Annotated in this window: 22 protein-coding genes; all 22 read right to left on the reverse strand. The window is 67.5% G+C overall.

Annotated elements, in window-relative coordinates; genetic code table 11:
- Nucleotides 1-60 precede the first annotated feature (60 nt).
- On the reverse strand, nt 61-2,121 hold the full coding sequence (flhA, locus tag QP512_RS09665) for a flagellar biosynthesis protein FlhA (protein WP_286072022.1): 2,061 nt from the start codon (nt 2,119-2,121) through the stop codon (nt 61-63).
- 44 nt (nt 2,122-2,165) lie between these two features.
- Complete coding sequence (flhB, locus tag QP512_RS09670) at nt 2,166-3,296, reverse strand: flagellar biosynthesis protein FlhB (RefSeq protein WP_286071886.1); 1,131 nt, start codon at nt 3,294-3,296, stop codon at nt 2,166-2,168.
- Between the two features lie 208 nt (nt 3,297-3,504).
- Nucleotides 3,505-5,637 carry a bifunctional diguanylate cyclase/phosphodiesterase gene (locus tag QP512_RS09675; RefSeq protein WP_286071887.1) on the reverse strand — a complete coding sequence of 711 codons (2,133 nt, stop codon included), beginning with the start codon at nt 5,635-5,637 and terminating at the stop codon, nt 3,505-3,507.
- A 279-nt stretch (nt 5,638-5,916) separates the two neighbouring features.
- A complete protein-coding gene (gene fliR, locus QP512_RS09680; RefSeq protein WP_286071888.1) occupies nt 5,917-6,708 on the reverse strand; it encodes a flagellar biosynthetic protein FliR in 792 nt (263 codons plus the stop codon).
- Nucleotides 6,709-6,721: 13 nt separating this feature from the next.
- On the reverse strand, nt 6,722-6,991 hold the full coding sequence (locus QP512_RS09685) for a flagellar biosynthetic protein FliQ (RefSeq protein ID WP_005413254.1): 270 nt from the start codon (nt 6,989-6,991) through the stop codon (nt 6,722-6,724).
- A gap of 84 nt (nt 6,992-7,075) precedes the next feature.
- Entirely contained in the window at nt 7,076-7,855 is a 780-nt protein-coding gene (gene fliP / locus QP512_RS09690; RefSeq protein ID WP_286071889.1) for a flagellar type III secretion system pore protein FliP, read from the reverse strand.
- 1 nt (nt 7,856) lies between these two features.
- A complete protein-coding gene (gene fliO / locus QP512_RS09695) occupies nt 7,857-8,255 on the reverse strand; it encodes a flagellar biosynthetic protein FliO (protein WP_180848852.1) in 399 nt (132 codons plus the stop codon).
- 17 nt (nt 8,256-8,272) lie between these two features.
- The gene (gene fliN / locus QP512_RS09700) at nt 8,273-8,608 is read right to left on the reverse strand and encodes a flagellar motor switch protein FliN (protein ID WP_005409543.1); all 336 of its coding nucleotides are present in this window, start codon (nt 8,606-8,608) and stop codon (nt 8,273-8,275) included.
- Complete coding sequence (gene fliM, locus QP512_RS09705; RefSeq protein WP_049431106.1) at nt 8,605-9,609, reverse strand: flagellar motor switch protein FliM; 1,005 nt, start codon at nt 9,607-9,609, stop codon at nt 8,605-8,607. Before fliM ends, fliN begins: the two co-directional genes overlap by 4 nt.
- Nucleotides 9,610-9,619: 10 nt before the next feature.
- Nucleotides 9,620-10,135, reverse strand: a complete 516-nt coding sequence (locus QP512_RS09710) for a flagellar basal body-associated FliL family protein (protein WP_057504318.1) — start codon at nt 10,133-10,135, stop codon at nt 9,620-9,622.
- Between the two features lie 216 nt (nt 10,136-10,351).
- Nucleotides 10,352-11,503, reverse strand: a complete 1,152-nt coding sequence (locus tag QP512_RS09715) for a flagellar hook-length control protein FliK (protein ID WP_286071890.1) — start codon at nt 11,501-11,503, stop codon at nt 10,352-10,354.
- Nucleotides 11,503-11,970 carry a flagellar export protein FliJ gene (gene fliJ / locus QP512_RS09720; RefSeq protein ID WP_065198660.1) on the reverse strand — a complete coding sequence of 156 codons (468 nt, stop codon included), beginning with the start codon at nt 11,968-11,970 and terminating at the stop codon, nt 11,503-11,505. The genes QP512_RS09715 and fliJ overlap by 1 nt, the downstream gene beginning before the upstream one ends.
- A gap of 3 nt (nt 11,971-11,973) precedes the next feature.
- A complete protein-coding gene (locus tag QP512_RS09725) occupies nt 11,974-13,359 on the reverse strand; it encodes a FliI/YscN family ATPase (RefSeq protein ID WP_197592137.1) in 1,386 nt (461 codons plus the stop codon).
- Nucleotides 13,356-13,997, reverse strand: coding sequence for a FliH/SctL family protein (locus QP512_RS09730; protein ID WP_286071891.1), 642 nt, complete (start codon nt 13,995-13,997; stop codon nt 13,356-13,358). Before QP512_RS09730 ends, QP512_RS09725 begins: the two co-directional genes overlap by 4 nt.
- Nucleotides 13,994-14,980, reverse strand: a complete 987-nt coding sequence (fliG, locus tag QP512_RS09735; protein WP_024958226.1) for a flagellar motor switch protein FliG — start codon at nt 14,978-14,980, stop codon at nt 13,994-13,996. Before fliG ends, QP512_RS09730 begins: the two co-directional genes overlap by 4 nt.
- Before the next feature lie 7 nt (nt 14,981-14,987).
- Nucleotides 14,988-16,634 (reverse strand): flagellar basal-body MS-ring/collar protein FliF, encoded by a 1,647-nt coding sequence (fliF, locus tag QP512_RS09740; protein ID WP_286071892.1) that lies wholly within the window; start codon nt 16,632-16,634, stop codon nt 14,988-14,990.
- A 13-nt stretch (nt 16,635-16,647) separates the two neighbouring features.
- Nucleotides 16,648-17,013: a flagellar hook-basal body complex protein FliE gene (gene fliE / locus QP512_RS09745; protein WP_005409552.1), complete on the reverse strand. Its 366-nt coding sequence runs from the start codon at nt 17,011-17,013 to the stop codon at nt 16,648-16,650.
- 356 nt (nt 17,014-17,369) lie between these two features.
- The gene (locus QP512_RS09750) at nt 17,370-17,813 is read right to left on the reverse strand and encodes a hypothetical protein (protein WP_286071893.1); all 444 of its coding nucleotides are present in this window, start codon (nt 17,811-17,813) and stop codon (nt 17,370-17,372) included.
- 128 nt (nt 17,814-17,941) lie between these two features.
- Nucleotides 17,942-18,517, reverse strand: coding sequence for an SUKH-4 family immunity protein (locus tag QP512_RS09755; protein ID WP_286071894.1), 576 nt, complete (start codon nt 18,515-18,517; stop codon nt 17,942-17,944).
- Nucleotides 18,518-18,665: 148 nt separating this feature from the next.
- Nucleotides 18,666-20,171 carry a sigma-54 dependent transcriptional regulator gene (locus QP512_RS09760; protein WP_286071895.1) on the reverse strand — a complete coding sequence of 502 codons (1,506 nt, stop codon included), beginning with the start codon at nt 20,169-20,171 and terminating at the stop codon, nt 18,666-18,668.
- Nucleotides 20,168-20,545: a response regulator transcription factor gene (locus tag QP512_RS09765; RefSeq protein WP_005409556.1), complete on the reverse strand. Its 378-nt coding sequence runs from the start codon at nt 20,543-20,545 to the stop codon at nt 20,168-20,170. Before QP512_RS09765 ends, QP512_RS09760 begins: the two co-directional genes overlap by 4 nt.
- A gap of 14 nt (nt 20,546-20,559) precedes the next feature.
- On the reverse strand, nt 20,560-21,969 hold the full coding sequence (gene rpoN / locus QP512_RS09770; protein ID WP_286071896.1) for an RNA polymerase factor sigma-54: 1,410 nt from the start codon (nt 21,967-21,969) through the stop codon (nt 20,560-20,562).
- Between the last annotated feature and the right edge of the window lie 348 nt (nt 21,970-22,317).

Raw genomic sequence — 22,317 nt, forward strand, 5'->3', positions numbered from 1 at the left:
GTCTGTCTGTTGCGTTGGTTCGAAAGTGGTGTCTGTTTTCTGGCGCATCGGAGGGCGGCGTCAGCTGATCGTTCCGACCAGCTTCAGGCGCTTGTCCTCCGGCACCTCGCTGTAGGCCAGGACCGACAGCGACGGAACGCTGTGGCGGACCAGGCGGGCCAGCGCGGCGCGCACCGGGCCAGGTACCAGCACGACCGCGGGCTCGTTGCGGGCTTCCTGCTTGCTGACACATTCGGCCAGGCTCTGGTGCAGTCGCTCAGCGAGTCCGGGTTCCAGCGCGGCGCCGTTGCCCTGCGTGGACTCCTGCAAGACACGTTCCAATTGCGGGTTGAGGGTGAACACCGGCAGCTCCGCCGACATTCCGGCGATCTCCTGCACGATGAAGCGGCCCAGTGCGGTGCGCACGGCGGCGGTCAGCACGGCCGGGTCCTGGCTGTTGGGCGCGTGTTCGACCAGTGCCTCGGCGATCTTGCGCAGCTGGCGGATCGGAATGCGCTCGACCAGCAGGTTCTGCAGCACGCGCACCACCGCCGACAGCGGCAGCGCCTTCGGCGTCAGATCTTCGACGAGCTTGGGCGCGCTCTTGGCCAGGTTGGCCAGCAGGTGCTGCACTTCCTCGTGTCCGAGCAGTTCCGGCGCGTGCTCGCGGATCAGGTGCGAGAGGTGGGTGGCGACCACGGTGGCCGGGTCGACCACGGTGTAGCCCAGCGTTTCGGCCTGGGCGCGCTGGTGCGGCTGGATCCAGGTGGCGTCCAGTCCAAACGCAGGGTCCTTGCCGGCGATGCCTTCCAGTGCGCCGAGTGCACTGCCGGGATCCAGCGCCAGCTCGCGATCCGGATGGATTTCGGCGGTGGCCACCGGCACGCCGTGCACCAGCACGCGGTAACCATTGGCCGGCAACTCCAGGTTGTCGCGGATGTGTACCGAGGGAATCAGGAAGCCAACGTCCTGGGTCAGCTTGCGGCGCACGCCCTTGATGCGCGCCATCAGTTCACCGCCCTGGTTGCTGTCCACCAGCGGGATCAGCCGGTAGCCGACCTCAAGGCCCAGTGGATCGACCGGGCGCAGCTCGTCCCAGCTCAGTTCGGCGGTCGGTGCCGGCGCGGCGGGGCGGCCCAGCGCATTGAGCGCGGCGGCGTCATTGCCTCCCGCTGCCGGATCGGTGGCGGCGGTCTTGCCCTTGCGGTAGACCTTCCAGGCGATGAAGCCGAGGATCGCGGCCAGCGTCAGGAAAGCGACGTTGGGCATGCCCGGCACCAGGCCAACGACGCCGATGATGCCGGCGGTGATCGCCAGCGCACGGTACTGGCCGAACACCTGGCCGGTCATGGCCTGGGCCATGTCCTGGGAACGCGAGGCCCGGGTGACCAGCATCGCCACCGCGCTGGACACCAGCAGTGCCGGCAGCTGCGCCACCAGGCCGTCACCGATGGAGAGCAGGGTGTAGGTGGCAGCGGCATCGCCGAACGGCATGCCATGCTGCAGCACGCCCACGGCCAGGCCGCCGAGCATGTTGATGAACAGGATCAGGATGCCGGCGATGGCGTCGCCGCGGATGAACTTGCTGGCACCGTCCATTGCACCGTAGAAGTCGGCTTCCTCGCGGACTTCTTCACGGCGCAGCTTGGCTTCTTCACGCGTCAGCAAACCGGCGTTGAGGTCGGCGTCGATCGCCATCTGCTTGCCGGGCATGGCGTCCAGGATGAAGCGCGCGGTCACTTCCGAAACCCGGCCGGCGCCCTTGGTGATGACCACGAAGTTGATGATGGTCAGGATTGCGAACACCACGATGCCGACCGCGTAGTTGCCGCCGATCACGAATTCGCCGAACGCGGCGATGACCTTGCCCGCGGCGTCGTGGCCGTTCTGGCCGTTCAGCAGGATGACGCGGGTGGAGGCCACGTTCAGCGCCAGCCGCAGCATGGTGGTGATCAGCAGCACGATCGGGAAGATGGTGAAGTCCAGCGGGCGCTTCACGTAGACCACCGCCAGCAGCACCATCAGCGAGATGGCGATGTTGAAGGTGAACAACGCGTCGAGCACGGGTGCGGCCAGCGGCACCACGACCATGGCCAGCAGGGCCAGCACGATCAGCGGCGCGCCAAGGCCCTGGCGGATCATTTCCAGGGCGCGGCGGGTATTGAATCCGGTCGAGGGCTGGGCGCTCACGGGCGGCCTCCCTTGCCGAATTCATCCACCTGGATGTGCGGGGCGTCCGGCATCGGGCCAGTGCGCCAGGCACGCAGCTGGTAGACGTAGGACAGGACCTGGGCAACGGCCGAATACAGTCTCACGGGGATTTCCTTTCCGAGTTGGCCTTCCCGATACAAGGCGCGTGCCAAAGGCGGGGCGGAGACGATGGCAACCTTGTTGCCGTCGGCCACTTCACGGATGCGCAGGGCGGTCTCGTCCACGCCCAGCGCGACCACGGTGGGGGCGTTCATGGCGCCGCCTTCGTACTTCAGGGCCACCGCGTAGTGGGTGGGGTTGACCACCACCACGTCGGCGGTGGGTACCGCCTCCATCATCCGGCGGTTGGCCATCTGCTGCTGCAGCTGGCGGATGCGGCCCTTCACCTCGGGGCTGCCCTCGCTTTCCTTCATTTCCCGGCGCAGCTCTTCACGGGTCATCTTCAGCTTGCGCATCCAGTTCCAGCGCTGGTACGGCGCGTCGATGGCGGCCAGCATCAGCATCGCACCGGCGGTGGCCAGCAGCAGGCGCAGGGTGAAGCCGAGGCCGTCGGTGATGGCGGTCTCCAGCGGGTGGTGGATCAGCCCGCGCAGGGTGTCGAAGCCAGTCCAGACCACCAGGCCGGCGGCGACGCCGACAAAGGCCACGCGCAGCAGCGACTTGGTGAACTCGGCGATGGCCTCCGGGCCGTACAGGCGCTTGAGCCCGCTCATCGGGTTCATGCGGTTGAAGTCGGGCAGCATCGCCTTCTGCGACCAGCGCAGGCCGCCCATCACCAGCGGGGCGACAAAGCTGGCCAGCAGGCAGACCAGCACCAGCGGCGCGATCACCAGCATGAACTGCAGCAGCAGGTCGCCGAAGTGGCCGAACAGCTCCTTCGGGTTCTGCCGCAGGCTCTGTTCCGGGCTCAGCGCCTGCTTCATCCAGGCCGTGGCGCCACGGCCGATCGAGCCGCTCATTGCCATCACCGCCAGCACGCCGGCGCCGAACACGGCGGCCGTGCCGAGCTCGCGCGAGCGCGGCAGGTTGCCCTGTTCACGGGCGTCGCGCAGGCGTTTTTCGGTCGGTTGTTCGGTCTTTTCGCCGGCGGATTCGTTCTCGGACATCACGGGGCACTACGGCAGGGGATGCCGGGGTGCGTGCAAGAACCGTTCCACGCACGGCGTGGATCTACCGACGGCCCTCGTCTAGGCCCGAGCCCACGCTTGGCTGCGGTTGGGGCCAGGCACGAAGCGCAGCCGAGCGTGGGCTCGGCTCTACAGGAGGGTGCCGCAGGAATCGTTCCGTGATCGCGGGCGGGCGCGCTGCCCGGCGTTATCCGGGCGGGTGTTGTTGCGGCGGGCTCTGCGCCAGTTCCACCCGCGGCCGCGGCAGGTCGTGCAACTGCATGAAGCGTGCTGCATCGACCGGGCGGCCCAGCAGGTAGCCCTGCAGGTAGTCGCAGCCCAGCCGCTCCAGGTAGGCACGCTGCGCCGCAGTCTCCACGCCCTCGGCGACGATGTCCATGTCCAGCGCGTGGCCCAGCGCTACGATCGCCGAGACGATCACCACGTCTTCGGCGCTGTGTTCCAGGTCGCGCACGAAGGCGTGGTCGATCTTGATCTCGGTGGCCGGCAGCCGCTTCAGGTACAACAGGCTGGAATAGCCGGTTCCGAAATCATCGATGGAGATGCCCACGCCCAGCGCCGACAGCGCCTGCAGCAGGCGAAGGCTGGTATCGGTATCGCGCATGACCGTGCTTTCGGTGATCTCCAGCACCAGGTGGCGGGGGGCAATGCCATAGCGTTCGATCACTTCACGCACATCCTGCAGCAGGTGCGGCGAACTGAACTGCACCGGCGACAGGTTCACCGACATCGACCAGCCTTCGTGACCGGCGTGGTGCCAGCGCCGCAGCTGCTGGCAGGCCTGGTCCAGTGCCCAGCGCCCGATGTCGTTGATCGCCCCGCTGCGCTCGGCCAGGCGGATGAATCGATCGGGCGGAATCAGGCCATGTTCCGGGTGCCGCCAGCGGATCAGCGCCTCGGCACCGGCCACCTTCTGCGTTGCCACGCGGATCTTGGGCTGGAAGTTCAGGAACAGCTGGTCGCTGCCGATCGCCCGGCGCAGGTCGGCCAGCAGCCGGAACTGCTGCTCGGCACTGTCGTTCATCCAGTCGGCGAACAACACGAAGGCGTTGCGTCCGGACTCCTTGGCCTGGTACATCGCCGCGTCGGCAAACGCCATCAGCTGCCGCTCGCTGGCGGCGTGGTCGGGGCAGATCGCCACGCCGATGCTGGCGGTTACCTGCAGTTCGTTGTCCGGCAGCAGCGGTCCACTGCCGACCGCCTGCAGGATGCGCCGGGCGAGGGTTGGCAGATCCTCGTCATGCTCGATGCGTACCACCAGCACGAACTCATCGCCCCCCAGGCGGGCCAGCATGTCGTGGGGGCGCAGCAGCTGGCGGGTGCGCTCGGCCACCGCCACCAGCAGCGCGTCGCCGGCCTGGTGGCCATAGGCATCGTTGACCTGCTTGAACCCGTCCAGATCCATGAACATCACCGCGAAACGGCTGCCGCCCTGTTCGGCCTCGGCCAGTGCCTGCACGATGCGCCGCTGCAGCAGCAGCCGGTTGGGCAGGCGGGTGAGCGGATCATGCAATGCAGCCTGGGTCAGCTCCTGCTGCGCGTCGGTCAGCGAGGTGCTCAACATCGAGTTGCGCAGGCGCAGCAGTTGCGCTTCCACCCGCTGGTCCAGCCACGAGACCACCAGCACCACGGCCAGGATTGCGACGGTCAGCACCACCACCAGCATCGCCAACCATTCGCTCTGCAGGCCATCGCCGACCGCCGCGCCACAGATGCTGCCCTCGGGGAAGCGTGCGGCGGCCATGCCGGTGTAGTGCATGCCGACGATGGCCAGCCCGAGCAGGCCGGCGGCCGCGAGCCGATCGCCGACACGGGTGCGCTGCGCGCGCAGGCGGAAGGCCACATACAGCGCGGTCCACGAGGCGGCGACCGCCACCAGCAGCGAGAACAGCAGCCAACCTGGGTCGTAGTCGATGCCGGGTCGCATGCGCATGGCGGCCATGCCGACGTAGTGCATGCTGGCAATGCCGGTGCCCATCAACAATGCGCCGCCCGCCAGGCGTGGATGCGGCAGGGTGCGCAGTGACACCAGCCACAGTGCGAACACCGACGAGGCGATGGCCAGGGCCAGGGAGAGCAGGGTGATGGGCAGGTCGTAGCCGAGCGGAATGGGCAGATCGAAGGCGAGCATGCCGATGAAATGCATCGACCAGATGCCCAGGCCCATCGCGAAGCCGCCCCCCAGGCGCCACCACCAGGCCGCGCCCTTGCCCGGCGCGGTGACCGTGCGCCCGGCCATCGCCAGTGCGGTGTAGGAAGCCATTACGGCGACCAGCAACGAGATCGCCACCAGCCACGGATTGTACGTGCCTACCAGCATTCGTCAGTCTCCCGGACCTGCCTGTCGACGGAAACTACGGTGGGGCATGCATGAGGCAGGCCGTCGCGCAGGCGCGCCGGCCAAGTGCGGCGTCCCCCCTGGACGCCGCGCATTCACTCTAACGCGCAGACCCGGGGGAACTTCAAGCGGTAAAACGTGAAATTGCGCCCCTGTAGGGCCGAGCCCATGCTCGGCTGGCGCTCAGGCCAATGGCAGCCGAGCATGGGCTCGGCTCTACAGAAACGGATGCATGGCAAGCAGTAAAACGTGATGATCAGGTCAGTGTGTGACCGCGTCGGCCGCCTGGAAGGCCGCATCGAACAGGCGCTGCACCGGTGGGCCCATTTCCCCTGCCAGCAGGGCCAGCAGGAACAGGCCCAGCAGCAGTGAGACCGGCAGGCCCAGCTGGATCGGGTTCAGTGCCGGGGCAGCGCGGGCCAGCACGCCAAACGCCAGGTTGACCGCCAGCATCGCCACCGTCAGCGGTATGGCCAGGGTCAGTGCGCCGCGCAGTACGGTCAGCAGGAAGGTCGGGGCGATGCTGAAGAAGGCGTGCGGGTCGGGCAGCGGCGCGCCGATCGGCAGCGCCCGGTAGCTGTCCACCACCAGCGAGATCAGCGCCAGGTGGCCATTGGCGGTGAAGAACAGCAGGCCGAACATCAGGTAGAACCACTGCCCGATCACGCCCGAGGTGCCGCCGCGCAGGGGGTCGCTCATCTGTGCGAAGGCCAGGCCGGTACCCTGGGCGATCAGTTCGCCGGCCAGCGCACCGGCTTCGAACACCAGGCGCAGCAGGAAGCCGATGGACACGCCGATGGCCAGTTCGCGGGCGATGGTGAGCACGGTGGCGGCATCAAAGCCCGTCCATTCCGGTACCGGCGGCAGCAGCGGCGCCAGCGCGATGGCCAGGGTGCCGGCCAGGATCACGCGGATCCGCGCCGGCACTGCACGTGTACCGACCATGGGCATGGCCATCGCCACCGCGCCGATGCGCAGCATGGTCCACAACACGGTGCCGATCATGCCGAAGGCCTGCAGGCCGTCGGCAGCCATCTGGGTGGCGGCGTCCATCGAGGCGCGTGTCCTAGCCGATCAGGTGCGGGATGCGCTGGAACAGCAGCGTGGTGAATTCAACCAGATGGCCGATCAGCAGGCTGCCCAGCGCGAACAGCACCGCGGTCAGCGCTGCCGCCTTGGCCACGAAGGCGATGGTGGGTTCGTTGAGCTGGGTCGCGGCCTGCACCACGCCCACCACGACGCCTACCACCAGCACGGTGAGCAGCAGGGGGCCGGCCACCCACAACACGGTGATCAGGCCGCCACGCAGTTCGGTCAAGGCAAGTTCGGGAGACATGGTTTTTCCATCGGTAGCGCCGGGACGTGCCCGGCGACGCTCATGTAGCGTCGAGCCATGCTCGACGGCCATTACGGGGTTGGATCAAGCCGGATTGAAACTGGCCGCCAGCGTTCCCACCGTCAGCACCCAGCCATCGACCAGCACGAACAGCAGGATCTTGAACGGGGCCGACACCAGCATCGGCGACAGCATCATCATGCCCATCGACATCAGCACGCTGGCCACCACCAGATCGATGATCACGAACGGGATGAAGATCAGGAAGCCGATCTCGAAGGCGGTCTTCAGCTCGCTGGTGACGAACGAGGCGACCAGCACCGGGAACGGGATCGCGTCGGGGCTGGCGTAGGTGCCGTGCCCGGCGATGCCGGCGAAGGTCATCAGGTCGGTCTCGCGGATCTGCGCCAGCATGAAAGCGCGCAGCGGCGTGGTGGTCAGCGTCCAGGCGGTCTGGAAGTCGATGTCGCCGTTGAGATACGGCGCCATGCCGGTGCTCCAGGCCTTGTCCCAGGTCGGCAGCATGATCATCGCGGTGAGGAACAGGGCCAGGCCCAGCAGCACCTGGTTGGACGGCGTCTGGCCGGTGCCCAGCGCCTGGCGCAGCAGGCCCAGCACGATGATGATGCGGGTGAACGAGGTCAGCACCAGCAGCATCGACGGGATCAGGGTGATCGCCGTCATCAGCAGCAGGGTCTGCAGCGGCAGGCTGACCGGCGCACCGCCGATCTTGCCGACGTTGATATCCGGCAGCGGCGTGGTCGGTGCGCCGGGCGCAGCGAACGCCAGTGCCGGCAACAGGCACAGGGCAAGCAACAGCAGCCACGGTATCAGGGTGGCAAGACGGGTACGGGTGACACGCATGTCAGGGGTCCTTGCGCAGCCGCTGCTGCAGCAGCTGGGCGAAATTCGGCAGGTTCTTGAAGTCCGGCACGCGTACCGGCGCCGGTGGCGGCAACGGTTCGGGCAGGGTATGCAGGGTATTGATGCCACCGGCGGTGACGCCCAGCAGCAGTTGCTGGCCGTTGACCTCGACCACCACCACGCGTTCCTTGGCGCCGACACTGAGGCTGGCCACCAGCTTCATGCCTTCGGCAGGGCGGAAGCCGCTGCCGGGCATGCGCTTGAGCAACCAGCCCAGGCCGATCACCAGGGCCAGCACTGCCAGCAGCGCCAGCACCGCACCAAACAGGCTGGGTGCGGCGGCTGCATGCTGGCCGACCTGCGGGCCAACCGGGGCGGCGGCCTTGCCGACCGCCAGCAGGGTGGAGGCCAGCAGGCTCAACGCAGTCTCCGGATCCGCTCGCTCGGGCTGACCACATCGGTCAGGCGCACGCCGAAGCGGTCATTGATCACCACCACTTCGCCGTGGGCGATCAGCGTGCCGTTGACGAACACATCCAGCGACTCGCCGGCACCCCGTTCCAGTTCCACCACCGAACCCTGGTTGAGCTGCAGCAGGTTGCGGATCGGCAGGCGCGCGCGACCGACTTCCAGCGACAGTGTCACCGGCACATCGAGGATCACGTCCAGGTTCAGGTCCGGGCCGTTCGCCTCATCGGCCTGCAGGCTGCTGAACTGGGCCGGGGTGGGTTCGAGGGCGTCGATATCGTTCATTGCGGGTCTTCCTGGATGACGGGTACGCGCGGGCGGGTGCCCGGCGGATGGGTAGCGGTGATCTTCACGGCGTTCATGCCGTTGGCGATGCCGAACTCGCCGGTAAACACCGGGATGTTCTCCACGCACAACGGCACCTGCGGGCTGAGCTCGATCGGCAGGATGTCGCCCACCTTCAGCTGGGTCAGGTCACGCAGCGTCATGCGCTTGCTGGCCAGCACGCTGGACAGCGTCACCTCGGCGATGTTGAGCTGCTCGCGCAGGGTCTGGCCCCAGCTCTCGTCGCGGTCGTTGCGATCACTCTGGATACCGGCGTCGAGCAGTTCGCGGATCGGCTCCAGCATCGAGTACGGCAGGGTCACGTGGATGTCGCCGCCACCGCCATCGAGCTCGACGTGCAGGCGGCACACCACCACGTACTCGCGCGGCGTCACGATGTTGGCGAAGTGCGGGTTGATCTCCGAGTTGATGTACTCGAAGTCGACATCCATCACCGGTGCCCAGGCCTCGCGCAGGTCGGCGAAGGTCTGCTTCAGCAGCAGGTGGATGACCCGCATTTCGGTGGCGGTGAACTCGCGGCCTTCGATGCGGGTCGGGTAGCGCCCGTCGCCACCGAAGAAGTTGTCGACGATGGCGAACACCAGGGTCGGCTCGAACACGATCAGGCCGGTGCCACGCAGCGGCTTGAAGCGGATCAGGTTCAGGTTGGTCGGCACATACAGCGAGTGCATGTAGTCGTTGAACTTGATCAGCTCGATGCCGCGCACCGACAGCTCGGCCGAGCGGCGGATCAGGTTGAACAGGCCGATCCGCCACAGGCGGGCGAAGCGCTCATGGACCATTTCCAGGGTCGGCATGCGACCGCGGATGATGCGGTCCTGACTGGCGAAGTCGTACGAACGTGCTTCGCCGGACGGCGGTTCCGGATCGGTCTCGACCGCGCCACTGTCCACGCCGTGGAGCAGGGCATCGATCTCGTCCTGGGACAGCAGGTCATTCATCGGGGGGCCCTTACTGGGTCACGAAGCTGGTGAACAGCAGATCGTCGGCGCCGTTGCTGCCGGTCTCGGCCTTGAGCACCTTCTGCACTTCGGCCAGCGAGGCGGCCTGCAGCTTCTGCTTGCCGGCGACGTCGGCGATCTGGTCGGGGCTGACCTGCGAGAACAGCATCAGCAGGCGCGCGCGGATGGCCGGCGCGTGGGTCTTGATCGCTTCCAGCGCGGCCGGGTCACGCGTCATCAGCTGCACTTCCAGCTGCAGGTAGCGCGGGCCGTCGATGGGGCCGTTGAGGTTGACCACGAAGGCCGGGTCCAGCGCGAAGTACTGCGCCGGTGCCGGGGTGGCGGACTTCTTCGGGGCCTGCGCGGTCTTCTCTTCCGGCTTGGACTGGGTGAAGAACCAGACGCCGCCACCGGCGGCTGCGGCGGCCAGCACGGCCACCAGGGCGGTGATCAGGATCGGACTGCGCGGCTTGGCGGCCTTGTCCTTCTCGGCGGTCTTCTTGGTTTTGTCAGCGGCTGCGGCCACGGGGTGAAGCTCCTGAGGGTTGCTTCACCGGGATATGCAAGGGCCGTGCCGAAGGCGGAGGAGAGGGGTGCGACGGAATTCCGTCGGGGTGCCGGTGGGGCCGTGCGGAGCAAGCTCCGCACCCACCAACGCGATACTGGCAGGTGCCAACCACTCCGCTCTGGTGGGTGCTGACCGCACTGCTCCGGTGGGTGCCAACCTTGGTTGGCACACCTGTCAGGCGTACGCGTCCAGCAAACCGCGCTGGCGGATCAACTGCGCGGACGACACGTTGCCATCGCCCGGCGACGGTTCTCCGTCACCGGCCATGCCGCCGGCGCCGGATCGCCCCGACGCATTGCCGTCACCGCCGGGGGCCTGGTGGCCGACATCGGCATGAGCCAGCTGGAAGCCCTGTTCGCCCAGCAGTTCACGCAGGCGTGGCAGGCTGTTTTCCAGTGCTTGGCGCACGTCCACATGCGGGCTGCTGAAGCTGGCGTGCACCTTGTCGCCGTTCAACTGCAGGCGCACATCCACCGGGCCCATGTCGTCCGGGCTCAGGCGGATGTGGGCGTGGCCGATCTTCTGGTCGGCCAGCCAGCCCACGCGGGCACCGATGGCCTGATCGAAGCCATCGTCGCCAAGCACCGGCCTGGGCGTTGGTTCGCCATTGAAGACGGCGTTGCCAGCAGCGAGCGCGGCCTTGAGATCCTGCAGGGCTGCCGGGGCAGGGGCGTGCAGCAGTGGGGCGGCGCTACGGTCGCCGATCGCGGTCAGGTCGCTGCTGTCGCGGTCGCCACGCTTGCCGCCGGGCAGGATCATCTCCGGCAGTGGAAGGGTCGTGACATCGTCGGTGCCGGCGGCCGACGGTGTGCTGTCAGTCGTCGATGCGGTGGCAGCGCCCGGCCCCGGGGGCGTGGCAGGCAGTACCGGACCGGCAGTGACGGGCAGCGTCGCTCCGGTACTGGTGGTGGCCGGCGGAGTGGCGGCCGGGTCGGCAGGTGCCGGCATGGCCAGGACCAGCCCAGCCAGGCCCAGCGGCGGCCACGGCGCGTCTTCGCTGGCAACAGGCGTGTCCTTGTCCGTAGCCGGATCACCCGCACCCGGGGCTTGCGGCGGCAAGGGCGACGTGTCTTTACCCGAGGCTGCCGCATCCGTGCTGCGTTCTTCGGGCGCCTGGCCCTTGCCGTCGGCGGTCGTCTGCGGCTTCGGTGCCGAGGTGGGCGGTGACGGTGATGTGGCGGCGCTGGCAGGCGCGGGCGAGTCCGGCGCGCCGCCCTGCAGCAGCTGGCTGAAATCCTTGCTGCCCTCGCTGCGTGGCGCGCGCGCTGCAGCGCCGCCGGTCGTCTGTGTCTGCGCGTTGGCGCTGCTGGCGAGCGGGGCGGGCATCACGAGCGGCCTCCCTGCTCCGCACCATCCTGATCCTCGGCCTGCGCCAGGCGCGCACGGCGCGCCCCAATATCGTCCATCTCGCGCTGGTCGCGGCGGTCGGTCACCACTTTCTCCTGCGCACGGTAGCTGGCGGCCAGCTGTTCCAGTACGGCCTTGTCACGGCTGGCCAGGATCAGGCGGGCGCGCTCGGCTTCCACCTTTTCGCGGTTGCCGTTGACCGTGGCCTGCTGCTGCTCGACGGCACTGTCCAGGCGGTCCAGGAACGCGCGCCGGTTGAGCAGCTGCGCCGGGCTGGTGGCTGCCATCTGCGCGTTTGCGTACTCCTCCGCATAACGGCGCAGTTCGTCCAGTCGCGATAGATGGGTGTCGAGCACGCGCTGGCGTTCGGCCAGGTCGCGGGCGACCGCGTCCTCGTGTTCCTGGGCCCGCTTGAGCAGGGGATCAATGCGCTTGGACTGGTTCATGGCTTAGCTCTCTTGTTCCACCAGGCGCTGCAGCGCCGCCTGGCTGTGCGGGAGATCTGCGGCCTTGGCAACGTCCTGGCCGAGGAACTCCATGATTTCCGGCCAGCGCTCCAGGGCTTCGTCGGTGGCCGCATCGTTGCCGCGCTGGTAGGCACCGATGGCGATCAGGTCGCGGTTGGCCGAATAGGCCGAAACCAGCCGCTTCAGCTTGCGGATGCGCAGCCGCCACGGTTCGTCGGCGATTTCCGTGACCACGCGGCTGACCGACGATTCGACGTCGATGGCCGGGTACAGACCGCTGTCGGCCACGCGCCGCGAGAGCAGGATGTGACCGTCGAGGATCGCGCGCGCTGCATCGGCGATCGGATCCTGCGGATCGTCGCCCTCGGTCAGCACGGTGTAGAACGCCGTGATCGAACCACGCCCCTTGGCGCCATTGCCGGCGCGTTCGACCAGTGCCGGCAGTTTGGCGAACACCGACGGCGGGTAACCGCGGGTGGTCGGCGGTTCACCGACCGACAGGCCGATCTCGCGCTGCGCCTGGGCGAAGCGCGTCAGCGAGTCCATCAGCAGCAGCACGTTCAGGCCCTGGTCGCGGAACCATTCGGCGATGGCGGTGGCGCGGTAGGCACCGTGCAGGCGTGCCAGCGGTGGCCGGTCGGCCGGGCTGGCCACCACCACGGCGCGGCGCAGGCCTTCCTCGCCCAGCGTGGTTTCGACGAAATCACGGACTTCGCGGCCACGTTCACCGATCAGGCCGACCACGATCACGTCGGCGGCAGTGTAGCGGGTCATCATGCCCAGCAGCGTCGACTTGCCGACGCCGGAACCGGCGAACAGGCCGACACGCTGGCCGCGGCCGATCGGCAGCAGCGCGTTGATCGCGCGCACGCCCACGTCCAGCGGCTGGGTGATCGGTTCACGTGCCAGCGGATTGATCGAAACGCCGGCCATGCCGACATGGCCTTCGGCGCGGATCGGGCCCTTGCCGTCCAGCGGCACGCCGTCGCTGTCGATGACGCGGCCGAGCAGGCCTTCGCCCACTTCCACGCCACCGCGGCGCGCCGACGGCACCACGCGGGCGTTGGGCAGCAGGCCGTGCAGTTCAGCGCTGGGCATCAGGTAAGTGCGCTCACCGGCAAAGCCGACCACTTCGGCATCGACCCAGCCACCGTCGACCACTTCCACCTTGCAGCTGGCACCCAGCGGTGCCTCGCAACCGACCGCTTCGAGCGTCAGCCCGACCGCGCGGCGCAGCACGCCCTCACGGATCAGGCCACGACCATGCGCGGTATCCACGCGCAGGCCGTCGAGGCGGCGGGCCAGGCGCAGGTTGCGGGCAACGGCCCAGTCGGCCGGCGGTGGCGTGGGCTGCGATCCGGGCGTCATGCGCCTGCTCCGGTCTGGCGGATCACCGCATCCAGCGCACCGCGCAGGCGGGCTTCCAGCGTGCCGTCGATGCGTACCGCTTCGGCATGCACGCGCAGGTCGCCGCGGCTCAGGCTGGTATCGGGCACCAGGCGCTGCTGCGGCGACAGGTTCAGCAGGGGGGCGAGGGCGGCGATGTCGTCGGGGTGCAGGCGCACCTCGACTTCGCGGGTGCTGCCACCCACCGCGTCGATGGCCTCACCGACCAGCTGTGCCAGCAGTGCCGGGTCGGCCTCGTAGGCACGTCCGACCAGTGCACCGGCGATGCGCACGGCCAGCTCGCCGAGCGCACCGACCACTTCATTCTCCAGCCGCACGAGCGGCCGGCTGAAGTTGTCCAGGATGCCTTCGATCTGCGCGGCGAGGCGCCGCACCTCGGCCTGGCCCTGGCTGTAGCCGTCGGCATGGCCGTGCTGGAAGCCTTCCTTCTCGGCGCTGTCCTGGATCGCCTGGATCTCCTCCAGGGTCGGCAGCTGCAGTGGTGGCTCGGGTTCGTGTTCCGGGTCCGGCCCGGTGAGCTCGAAGACATCTTCCTGCGCCAGCGCCGGTTCGGGCTGGGCCAGCAGGTCCGGGGCAAGCCAGCGCACGACGTTGCTCACAGCATGGCCTCCGCGCTCCCACCGATGGTGACGGTGCCTTCATCGGCCATGCGCTTGACGATGGCCAGGATCTCGCGCTGCGCGCCTTCCACGTCGGACAGGCGCACCGGGCCACGGGCCTCCATGTCCTCCAGCAGGATTTCGGCCGCACGCTGCGACATGTTGCGGGTGATCTTGTCGCGCACCTTGATGTCGGCACCGCGCAGGGCCAGGCCCAGGCGCTCGCCGCTCACTTCGCGCAGCACCAGCTGCATTTCGCGGTCGTCCAGGTCGACCAGATCGTCGAACACGAACATCAGGTCCTGGATGCGGTTGCTCAACGGCGCATCGATGCGGGCGATCTCGCCCAGGATCGCCTGGTCCTGGCCGCTGTCCATGAAGTTCAGGATGTTGGCCGCGCACTGCACGCCGCCGATGTTGGACGACTTCAGGTTCTGGTTGCCGGCGAACTGGCGCTCCATGATCTCGTTGAGTTCATTGAGTGCGTTGGGCGGAATGCCGTCGAGGGTGGCGATGCGCAGCAGCACGTCCACGCGGGTGCGGTCGGGCAGCAGCTTCAGCGCGTCGGCGGCCTGGTCGGTTTCCAGGTGCGCCATCACGATGGCGATGATCTGCGGGTGCTCGTTGCGCACCAGGTCGGCCACCGCGCGCGGGTCCATCCACTTCAGCGCATCCAGGCCGGTGGTGTTGCGACCGAGCAGGATGCGGTCGATCAGGTTGCCGGCCTTCTCGCTGCCCAGCGCCTGCACCAGCATGTTGCGGATGTAGTCATCCGAGCCCACGCCCAGCGAGGTCTTCGAGCCCAGCTCCTGGCCGAACTGGTCCATCACCCGTTCCACCTGCTCGCGGGTGATGTCGGTCATGGTGGCCATGGCGATGCCGATCTTCTGCACTTCCTTGGGTTCCATGTGGCGCAGCACTTCGGCAGCGTCCAGCTCACCCAGGGAGAGCAGCAGTACGGCCGCGCGCTGCACGCCGGTCAATTGCGGCTCAGTCATTGGCCACCCAGCCCTTGACCACCTGGGCCACGCGCTTGGAGTCGGTCTTCACGGCTTCACGCGCCATCCGCAGTCGTTCCTCATATGAATCCACCGGCAGGGCCAGTGCATCCGGCCCACCCAGGCTGGCCCGGTCGGCGCCCAGCGCCGGCAGGGGCATGCCATCGTCATCGACCAGTTGTACGTCCGCGGTATGCGGTTCCAGTGCCTGTTCGTCGTTCTTCCTGCTCGGCCCGGTAATCGCGCGCAGTGCCGGGCGCAGCACGCCGAACAGCAATGCCAGCACCACCACCGCGCCCAGCAGCATGCGGCCGGCGTCATGCACCCACGGCAGCTCCCACCAGGCCGGGCCTTCCTCGGGCGTGATCTCGCGCACGAACGGGGCGTTCATCACCGACACGGTGTCGCCACGCTCGGCGTTGAAGCCGACCGCCTGCTTCACCAGGGCCTCGACGCGGGTCAGTTCGGCGGCCGACAGCGGCTGCGGGCTCATCTTGCCGTTGGCGCCGGCGCGCGGCACGTTGTCCACCAGCACTGCCACCGACACGCGCTTGATGCGGCCCGCGGGCTGGCGGGTGTGCTGCAGGGTGCGGTCCAGCTCGTAGTTGCGGGTCGCGTTCTTGCTGCTTTCGGTCGGGGTCTGCGCGGTGGCCGGCGCGGCCTGCTGGCCCGGCGGACTGTTGCTGGTGGCACCCGGTACACCCTGCGGGCCCGGCGTGCTGGTGGTGTTCTCGCTCATCTGCTCGCTGCGCAGCTTCTGCGGTTCACCGTTGTAGAGCTCGCGGGCTTCCTCGGTCACCGAGAAATCCATGTCCACGCTCACTTCCGGATTGACGCGGCCAGGGCCGGTCATCGGTTCCAGCAGCTCGCGGATGCGTTGGTTGAACGAGGTTTCCTGGCGGCGTACCTGCTCGAACTGGGCAGCGTTGACGGCCGCCTCGCTGTTCGGGTCGGTGATGCTGAGCATGCGACCGCTCTGGTCGACCACGGTCACGCGCTCTGGCGCGAGATCCGGGATGCTGGCGGCGACCATGTGCACGATGGCGTCCACCTGGCTGCGTTCCAGCTGCTGGCCGCCACGCAGTTCCAGGGTCACCGAAGCGCTGGCGACATCCCGCTGGCGGGTGAAGGCGCTCGGCTTGGGAATGGCCAGGTGCACGCGCGAATCACGCACCGGGCGCAGCGTGTTGATGGTGCGCGACAGCTCGGTTTCCAGCGCGTGCTGGTAGCGCGCGCTTTCGACGAACTGGCTGACGCCGAAGCCCGGGTCGCGTTCCATGAGCTCGAAGCCAAGCTTGCCGCTGTCGGTCAGGCCGGAGCCGGCCAGCTTCAGGCGGGCGTCGTGCAGGTTCTTTTCCGGCACGGTGATGCCACCGGTGGCGGGATCGAGCGCGAACGGAATCTGCGCGGCGCGCAGCAGATCGGTCGCTTCAGCGGTCGCCTTCTGGTCCAGGCCGGTATACAGCGGGACCATGCCCGGCTTCTGTGACCAGAAGAACACGGACAGGCCTGCCGCCACCGCCACCGCGATCATCGCCATCAGGCCCAGCCGACGGGTGATCTGCAGACTCTGCAGGCGGTCGAACCATTGCCCGGCCTTCTCGGCGTTCAGGCTGTCCTTGGAGAGCGTCAGTGCCATGCGTCAATGTTCCTTACAGCGGCATGTTCATCACGTCCTGGTAAGCCTGGACGAGACGGTTGCGGACTTCCACGGTGGCGCGGAAGGCGATCTGGGACTGCTGCGAGGCGACCATCACCTTGGCCAGGTCGGCGCTGGGGTCGCCCATTTCGAACGCCTTGGCCAGGGCGCCGGATTTCTGTTGCGCGTCGTTGACGCCGGCAATCGCACCACGCAGGGTTTCGGTGAAGCTGGCCGGCTGGGCCTGCGGTGCATCCAGCACCGTGCCCGGCAGGGCGTTGCTGCGCGGCGTTTCGCCCAGCGGGTTGAGCGCCGGCTGTCCCATCTGGGTCTGATAGGAGCGGATCTGCGAAAGGATCGAAGTGACGGAGTGGGACATCTGCAACGGTTCCAGAAACAGGGATGGGGTTGTCTGCTTGAGCCAGTGCAAGTGCCGTGCCGAAACCGGTTTTCGATTCAGTGAAGTGAGGGTGGGGGTGTGCTGGCAGGGCTGCGCCCTGCACCTGCCGACGCCACGTCAACGTCAACGTCAAAAACGGGCTTCCCGTGGGTTGGCGGGGTGGGTCCGGTTGCGGGGGACGGCGCAAGTACATCCATGTAGCCTCGGTCGCGCCATCCGTGGCGCTCACGCCCCCGCAACCGGACCCACCCCGCCTTCGACAGACCTCCGCGATCTGTCAGAGCTCGGGGTCGGATCCCGTTGCGAGGCAACGGGCTCTGACCCCAATGGAGGCGTCATTTAACCGGCGTCGGTTTTCCGCCCTGAGGCTGCAGGGTCCAGTGGCCGGAATTCTGGCGCTGGCGCGGTGCGATGGGGCCGTCGTGCTGGGTGTAGATGAAGCGACCCTGGCGGTCGCTCAGGCAGGTCAGCAACAGGGTGTAGTGGGCGGGACCGGCTGGGTGGCTTTCAGTCATCTGGATTTCCGCGATATGCGGGGCCAGGCGCTGGTAGCGGTAGTTGCCGCCGATGCGGAGATCAGTGCCGAGGATGTCCAGCACATACTGGTTGCCGGCGAAGCTGACCTGGACCATGCGTCCGGCATTGGGGTTGTCCGGTGCGTAAAGCGGGTCGCTGAGGTTTGTGAACTGGCGCTGGTCCAGTGTGGTGGGCAGGGTGCAGTCGGCGGCGGTGGCGAGTGCCGGGAACAGCAGGGCGGCGAGCACGGTGATGCGTTGCATGGTGGAACCTCGTTGGGATGTCCCGTCCATGCTCTGCAACTGCGCGCCGTTGTCTGTAGGAATCATTGCAAACGCAAAGCCTCCGACCCCACTCGGCTTGCGGCCGAAGAACGTGCTCGGGCCGATTTCTACCAGGGATAGTTGAGATCGATCCCGAGTGAGCGGTGTAGTTCCACCTTCTCGGATGAAAGAGGAAAGAACCCCTCTGATAGCTCGTAAAGACATGTGGGCCAGAAGTTACTCTCGGCCCCCATGGATGTGGCATCGCAGTTGCGGAACGAGGCCTCAAGTTCCGTGAGAGTGGACTCCGCCACGCCTTCGTTGGAGTTCAGCGCGGGTCGGATTGCTGCGATGAACGCGGTATGGAAAGCTGAGAAGCTCCTCAGGTCTGAATTGCAGTACTGGGGTGATGCTTCGGAATCGACTGAAAGTAGTCCTACGTAGCCATCTTTGAGGTCCACGAAGAAGAGCCCGCCCAGCACGTGTCCAAAGATCGCCAGGGTGCGTTCGTCTGCCTCAAATCGCTGCAGGCGTGAATGGAACTTCGTGTTGTCGTTGGCATACGGCGAAAGGCGGCCAGCTAGGCGCTGTGCTTCGAGCAGAAAGGGAGAGTGATCGATCTCTTCCTGGCTGATCGGCATGAGGTCCAGCGTTGGCGGTCTGGTTGAGTTCTCCATATGGGCAAAGCTACCGACATATTTCATCGGTGCCTTTAGGAGAAGTTGCAAACGCAGTCGTGTAGCGGAATTCCTCACCCACGCACGGCGTGGATCTTCTCATGCAGCGGCCCCACAAACACCAACGCCCGGGCAAGCCCAGGCGTTGGTGTCCCCTTCATGCTGGAAACGCGTGTCAGCTTGCCAGTTCGGCCTGCTCGCGTTCAATGCCGTACTTGCGCAGCTTTTCCACCAGGGTGGTGCGGCGCAGGCCGAGTAGCTGGGCGGCGTGGGCGACCACGCCCTGGGTGCGTTCCAGTGCTTCGTTGATCAGGCCCAGTTCGATGCTGGCCATGTGGTTGCGCAGGTCCATGCCCTCGTCGGGCAGTGCGGCCGGTGCCGCCGGGCGATTGACGGCGATGCCGTGCTCCAGCGCCGGCTGGTTGCCGCTGCCGGGTGTGTGGAACGAGAAGCTGCGCAGGTCCAGTCGCTCTTCGCTGGCGGCGGGCGGTGCCGGCGCCGGTGTAGCGACGGCGGCCAGTGCCGCATCGCCACGGTAGCGGGCCGGCAGATCCTGCACGCGGACCGAACCGCCCGGGTGCAGCACGGCCAAGCGCTCGACCAGGTTGGTCAGTTCGCGCACGTTGCCCGGCCATTCGTAGCCGGCCAGGGCCTGCAGCGCCTCGGCAGAGAAGCGCACTTCGCCGCGGCCGGTGCGGGCCAGCTGGGTGGCGATGGTTTCCACCAGTGCCGGCAGGTCTTCGCGACGCTCGCGCAGGGCGGGCACGTCGATCGGGAACACGTTGAGGCGATAGAACAGATCCTCGCGGAACTTGCCTTCGGCGATGCGCGTTTCCAGGTCGCGGTGGGTCGCGGCAATCACCCGCACGTTGCAGCGGATGGTCTGGTTGCCGCCCACGCGTTCGAAGCTGCGTTCCTGCAGCACGCGCAGCAGCTTGACCTGCATCGGCAGGCTCATGTCGCCGATTTCATCCAGCAGCAGCGTGCCGCCCTCGGCCATTTCGAAACGGCCCTTGCGGGCGGTCAGTGCGCCGGTGAAGGCACCCTTTTCGTGGCCGAACAGTTCGCTTTCCAGCAGGTCAGCCGGAATGGCGCCGCAGTTGATCGCCACGAACGGGCCATCGCGGCGCGGCGAGCGCTGGTGGATCGCGCGCGACACCACTTCCTTGCCGGTACCGGATTCGCCCAGCACCAGCACGGTGGTATCGAACGCGGCAACCTGTTCGATCATGGTGCGCAGTGCGGTCACCGCAGCGCCGTTGCCGGTCGGGCCCTGGTCCTGCGCAGCACCGGCCTGGTGTTCGGCATCCAGGCGCTTGAGGCTGGCGCGACGCAGCAGGGCTTCCATCTGCGCGTGGCGCAGCGGGGTTTCCAGCGGCCAGATATTGGCTTCGTGCAGGCCATGCTGGTGCGCAAATGCCGAAGCATCACCATCGGCCAGCAGCACCGGCGGGGGCAGGCTGCTGCCACCGAGCCAGTTGTACAGTGCGGTGCTGGCGGCAGTGTCGTCCAGACTGCCGACGATCACCGCCATCCAGTCGTTCTGGCGCTGGCGACCGAGGTCGAAGTCGGCCGCGTCGGAGACCCAGCGCGGGTTGAAGTCCATGAATTCCAGCAGGGCAACGGTGCGCTCGGCGCGCACGGCGTCGTTGTCCAGCACCAGGATGCGCGATTCACTCACGACTGTTCCTCCCTGAGGCCTTCCAGGATCGGCATGACTTCCTGGATGTAGGACAGCTTGCTGACAAAGTTGTCGGCGCCGGCGCGCAGCGCGTGTTCGCGGTGCTCGGCGTCGTCGAAGTGGCTGGCGATCACGATGTACGGTGCGTCGTCCTGCGACTTGATCAGGCGGGTGGCCTGCAGGCCGCCCATTTCCGGCATGGCCAGATCCATCAGCACCACCTGCGGGCGCAGCGTCTCCGAGCGTTCGATCGCCTCCAGGCCATTGCCGGCGCTGCCGACGATCTGCAGCCAGTCGATCTTGCGGAAATGGCGCATCGCCGCATTGATGAAGCCCTCGTGGTCATCGACCAGCAGGACCGTAAGCTTGTTCATGTCCAACATCCTTTTCAGCCCACCCGGGCCAGCTGCGGTTGCCTGGCGCCGAGCCGGCGCCGTTCTCGGGCCGGGGCGATGTCCAGTTGTTCCCGGTATTTTGCGACGGTTCGGCGAGCAATGTTCACCCCCTGGCGCGACAGCAGCCCGGCAATGGCCTCGTCGGCCAGCGGGCGGCCGGCCGGTTCGGCGTCGATGAGGCGGCGGACCATGGCCTTGACCGCCTGGCCGGAGACACTGGCGCCCTCCAGGCGGACCGCGAAGAAGTGCTTCAGCTCGAAGGTGCCGCGCGGGGTCTGCAGGAACTTGCCGGTGGTGATGCGCGAGACGGTGGACTCGTGCATGCCGATTTCCTCGGCCACTTCCTTCAGGGTCAACGGGGCCATGGCTTCTTCGCCGCGAACCAGGAACGCGGCCTGGCGCTCGACGATCACCCGCGCAGTGCGCAGCAGGGTGTCGTAGCGCATCGACAGGCCGCGGCTGAACCAGCGCGCTTCCTGCAGCATTTCGCGCAGTGCCGGGGCCGCTTCGCTGGTCTCGGCCAGGGCCTGTTCGTACTGGCTGTTGATCGACACGCGGCGGCTGGTGGCCGGGTTCAGGGCCACCTTCCACTGGCCATCGGCATGCCAGGCCACCACGTCCGGCACCACCACGGCATTGCGTTCCGGCAGCAGGCTGTCGCCCGGGCGCGGTTGCAGCGACAGGATCAGGCGCACGGCTTCGCGCACGTCGTCGATCTCGGCGTCGTGCTGGCGGGCGAGGGCGGGGTAATCATGTGCGGCCAGCGCTTCGAGCGCGCCATCCAGGATGCGCGCGGCCAGGTGGCGGGCGGGCACCACGCCGTGCAGGCTGCGCAGCTGCGCCTGCAGGCCTTCGCGCAGGTCCTGCGCGGCCATGCCGGCAGGTTCGCCGTGCAGCAGCTGCTGACGGATGGCCTCGACGCCCTCGGCAGCGATGTCGAACTGGGCGCTGGCCAGCAGCTGCAGCTGCGCCAGCGGCGCCTGCAGATAGCCGGCCTCGTCGCAGTGGTCGAGCCAGAAGGCAGCCACCGCAAGCTCGCGGTCGTCCATGTCCAGCGACAACCGCTGCAGCACGCGCAGCTGCGGGTCGGTCGACTCACCGGCAGCAATGCGCGCCATGCGGTCGTCATCGCCGTCCTGCCAGCTGGCGCCGGCCACGTCCCACATCGAGGGCTCCGGCAGTTCGTCGAACGCGGCGGTGTCCAGCGTGGTGGCACTGATCTCGGTGGCATCGGCGGCGGGCGCTTCGGCCTCTTCGATCTCCAGCAGCGGGTTGGCGTCCAGCAGGCGCTGGATTTCCTGTTCCAGGTGCAGGCCATCGAGCTGCAGCAGCCGGATCGACTGCAGCAGCTGCGGGGTAAGGTGAAGTTGTTGGCCCAGCTGGGTCGAGAGTGCAGCCTTCATCGTGGTTCCCCGGCACCGCTCCCCGGCGCCTTGTGGAACGCATCTTGCTTTTGATCCGGCGAGTGCGGAATCGGGGGGTTCCTGAGGGCTTTCGTGGATGTCCCGACAGGGTGTAGGGGTTTTCCCTACATAAGTGCGGGATATTGACGATGGGTGAAGCTAAGGCATTGATTCGCGGTGCTCGCTCCGTCGATCCCGCCGTGTGCCGTGTACGGATTCCTGTCGGGAAGTGTCGGGGTGACGGGAATTCGTCGCCGATGCAGGGTGTCGCGCGTTGGTAGAGTCGACCGTTAGTCGACTTGCGCGCGGAGCGCGGGACTTTTCCTGGGCCTGATGGGAGAGCAGTCG

This window comes from Stenotrophomonas sp. 57, assembly GCF_030291075.1.
Taxonomy (GTDB): Bacteria; Pseudomonadota; Gammaproteobacteria; order Xanthomonadales; family Xanthomonadaceae; genus Stenotrophomonas.

Bases quoted from the DNA above. Each gene is read 5' to 3' on its own strand.
- flhA (WP_286072022.1), bottom strand. From the start codon at position 2,121: ATGATCCGCCAGGGCCTTGGCGCGCCGCTGATCGTGCTGGCCCTGCTG.
- flhB (WP_286071886.1), bottom strand. From the start codon at position 3,296: ATGTCCGAGAACGAATCCGCCGGCGAAAAGACCGAACAACCGACCGAA.
- QP512_RS09675 (WP_286071887.1), bottom strand. From the start codon at position 5,637: ATGCTGGTAGGCACGTACAATCCGTGGCTGGTGGCGATCTCGTTGCTG.
- fliR (WP_286071888.1), bottom strand. From the start codon at position 6,708: ATGGACGCCGCCACCCAGATGGCTGCCGACGGCCTGCAGGCCTTCGGC.
- QP512_RS09685 (WP_005413254.1), bottom strand. From the start codon at position 6,991: ATGTCTCCCGAACTTGCCTTGACCGAACTGCGTGGCGGCCTGATCACC.
- fliP (WP_286071889.1), bottom strand. From the start codon at position 7,855: ATGCGTGTCACCCGTACCCGTCTTGCCACCCTGATACCGTGGCTGCTG.
- fliN (WP_005409543.1), bottom strand. From the start codon at position 8,608: ATGAACGATATCGACGCCCTCGAACCCACCCCGGCCCAGTTCAGCAGC.
- fliM (WP_049431106.1), bottom strand. From the start codon at position 9,609: ATGAATGACCTGCTGTCCCAGGACGAGATCGATGCCCTGCTCCACGGC.
- QP512_RS09715 (WP_286071890.1), bottom strand. From the start codon at position 11,503: ATGCCCGCCCCGCTCGCCAGCAGCGCCAACGCGCAGACACAGACGACC.
- fliJ (WP_065198660.1), bottom strand. From the start codon at position 11,970: ATGAACCAGTCCAAGCGCATTGATCCCCTGCTCAAGCGGGCCCAGGAA.
- QP512_RS09725 (WP_197592137.1), bottom strand. From the start codon at position 13,359: ATGACGCCCGGATCGCAGCCCACGCCACCGCCGGCCGACTGGGCCGTT.
- fliF (WP_286071892.1), bottom strand. From the start codon at position 16,634: ATGGCACTGACGCTCTCCAAGGACAGCCTGAACGCCGAGAAGGCCGGG.
- fliE (WP_005409552.1), bottom strand. From the start codon at position 17,013: ATGTCCCACTCCGTCACTTCGATCCTTTCGCAGATCCGCTCCTATCAG.
- QP512_RS09750 (WP_286071893.1), bottom strand. From the start codon at position 17,813: ATGCAACGCATCACCGTGCTCGCCGCCCTGCTGTTCCCGGCACTCGCC.
- QP512_RS09755 (WP_286071894.1), bottom strand. From the start codon at position 18,517: ATGAAATATGTCGGTAGCTTTGCCCATATGGAGAACTCAACCAGACCG.
- QP512_RS09765 (WP_005409556.1), bottom strand. From the start codon at position 20,545: ATGAACAAGCTTACGGTCCTGCTGGTCGATGACCACGAGGGCTTCATC.
- rpoN (WP_286071896.1), bottom strand. From the start codon at position 21,969: ATGAAGGCTGCACTCTCGACCCAGCTGGGCCAACAACTTCACCTTACC.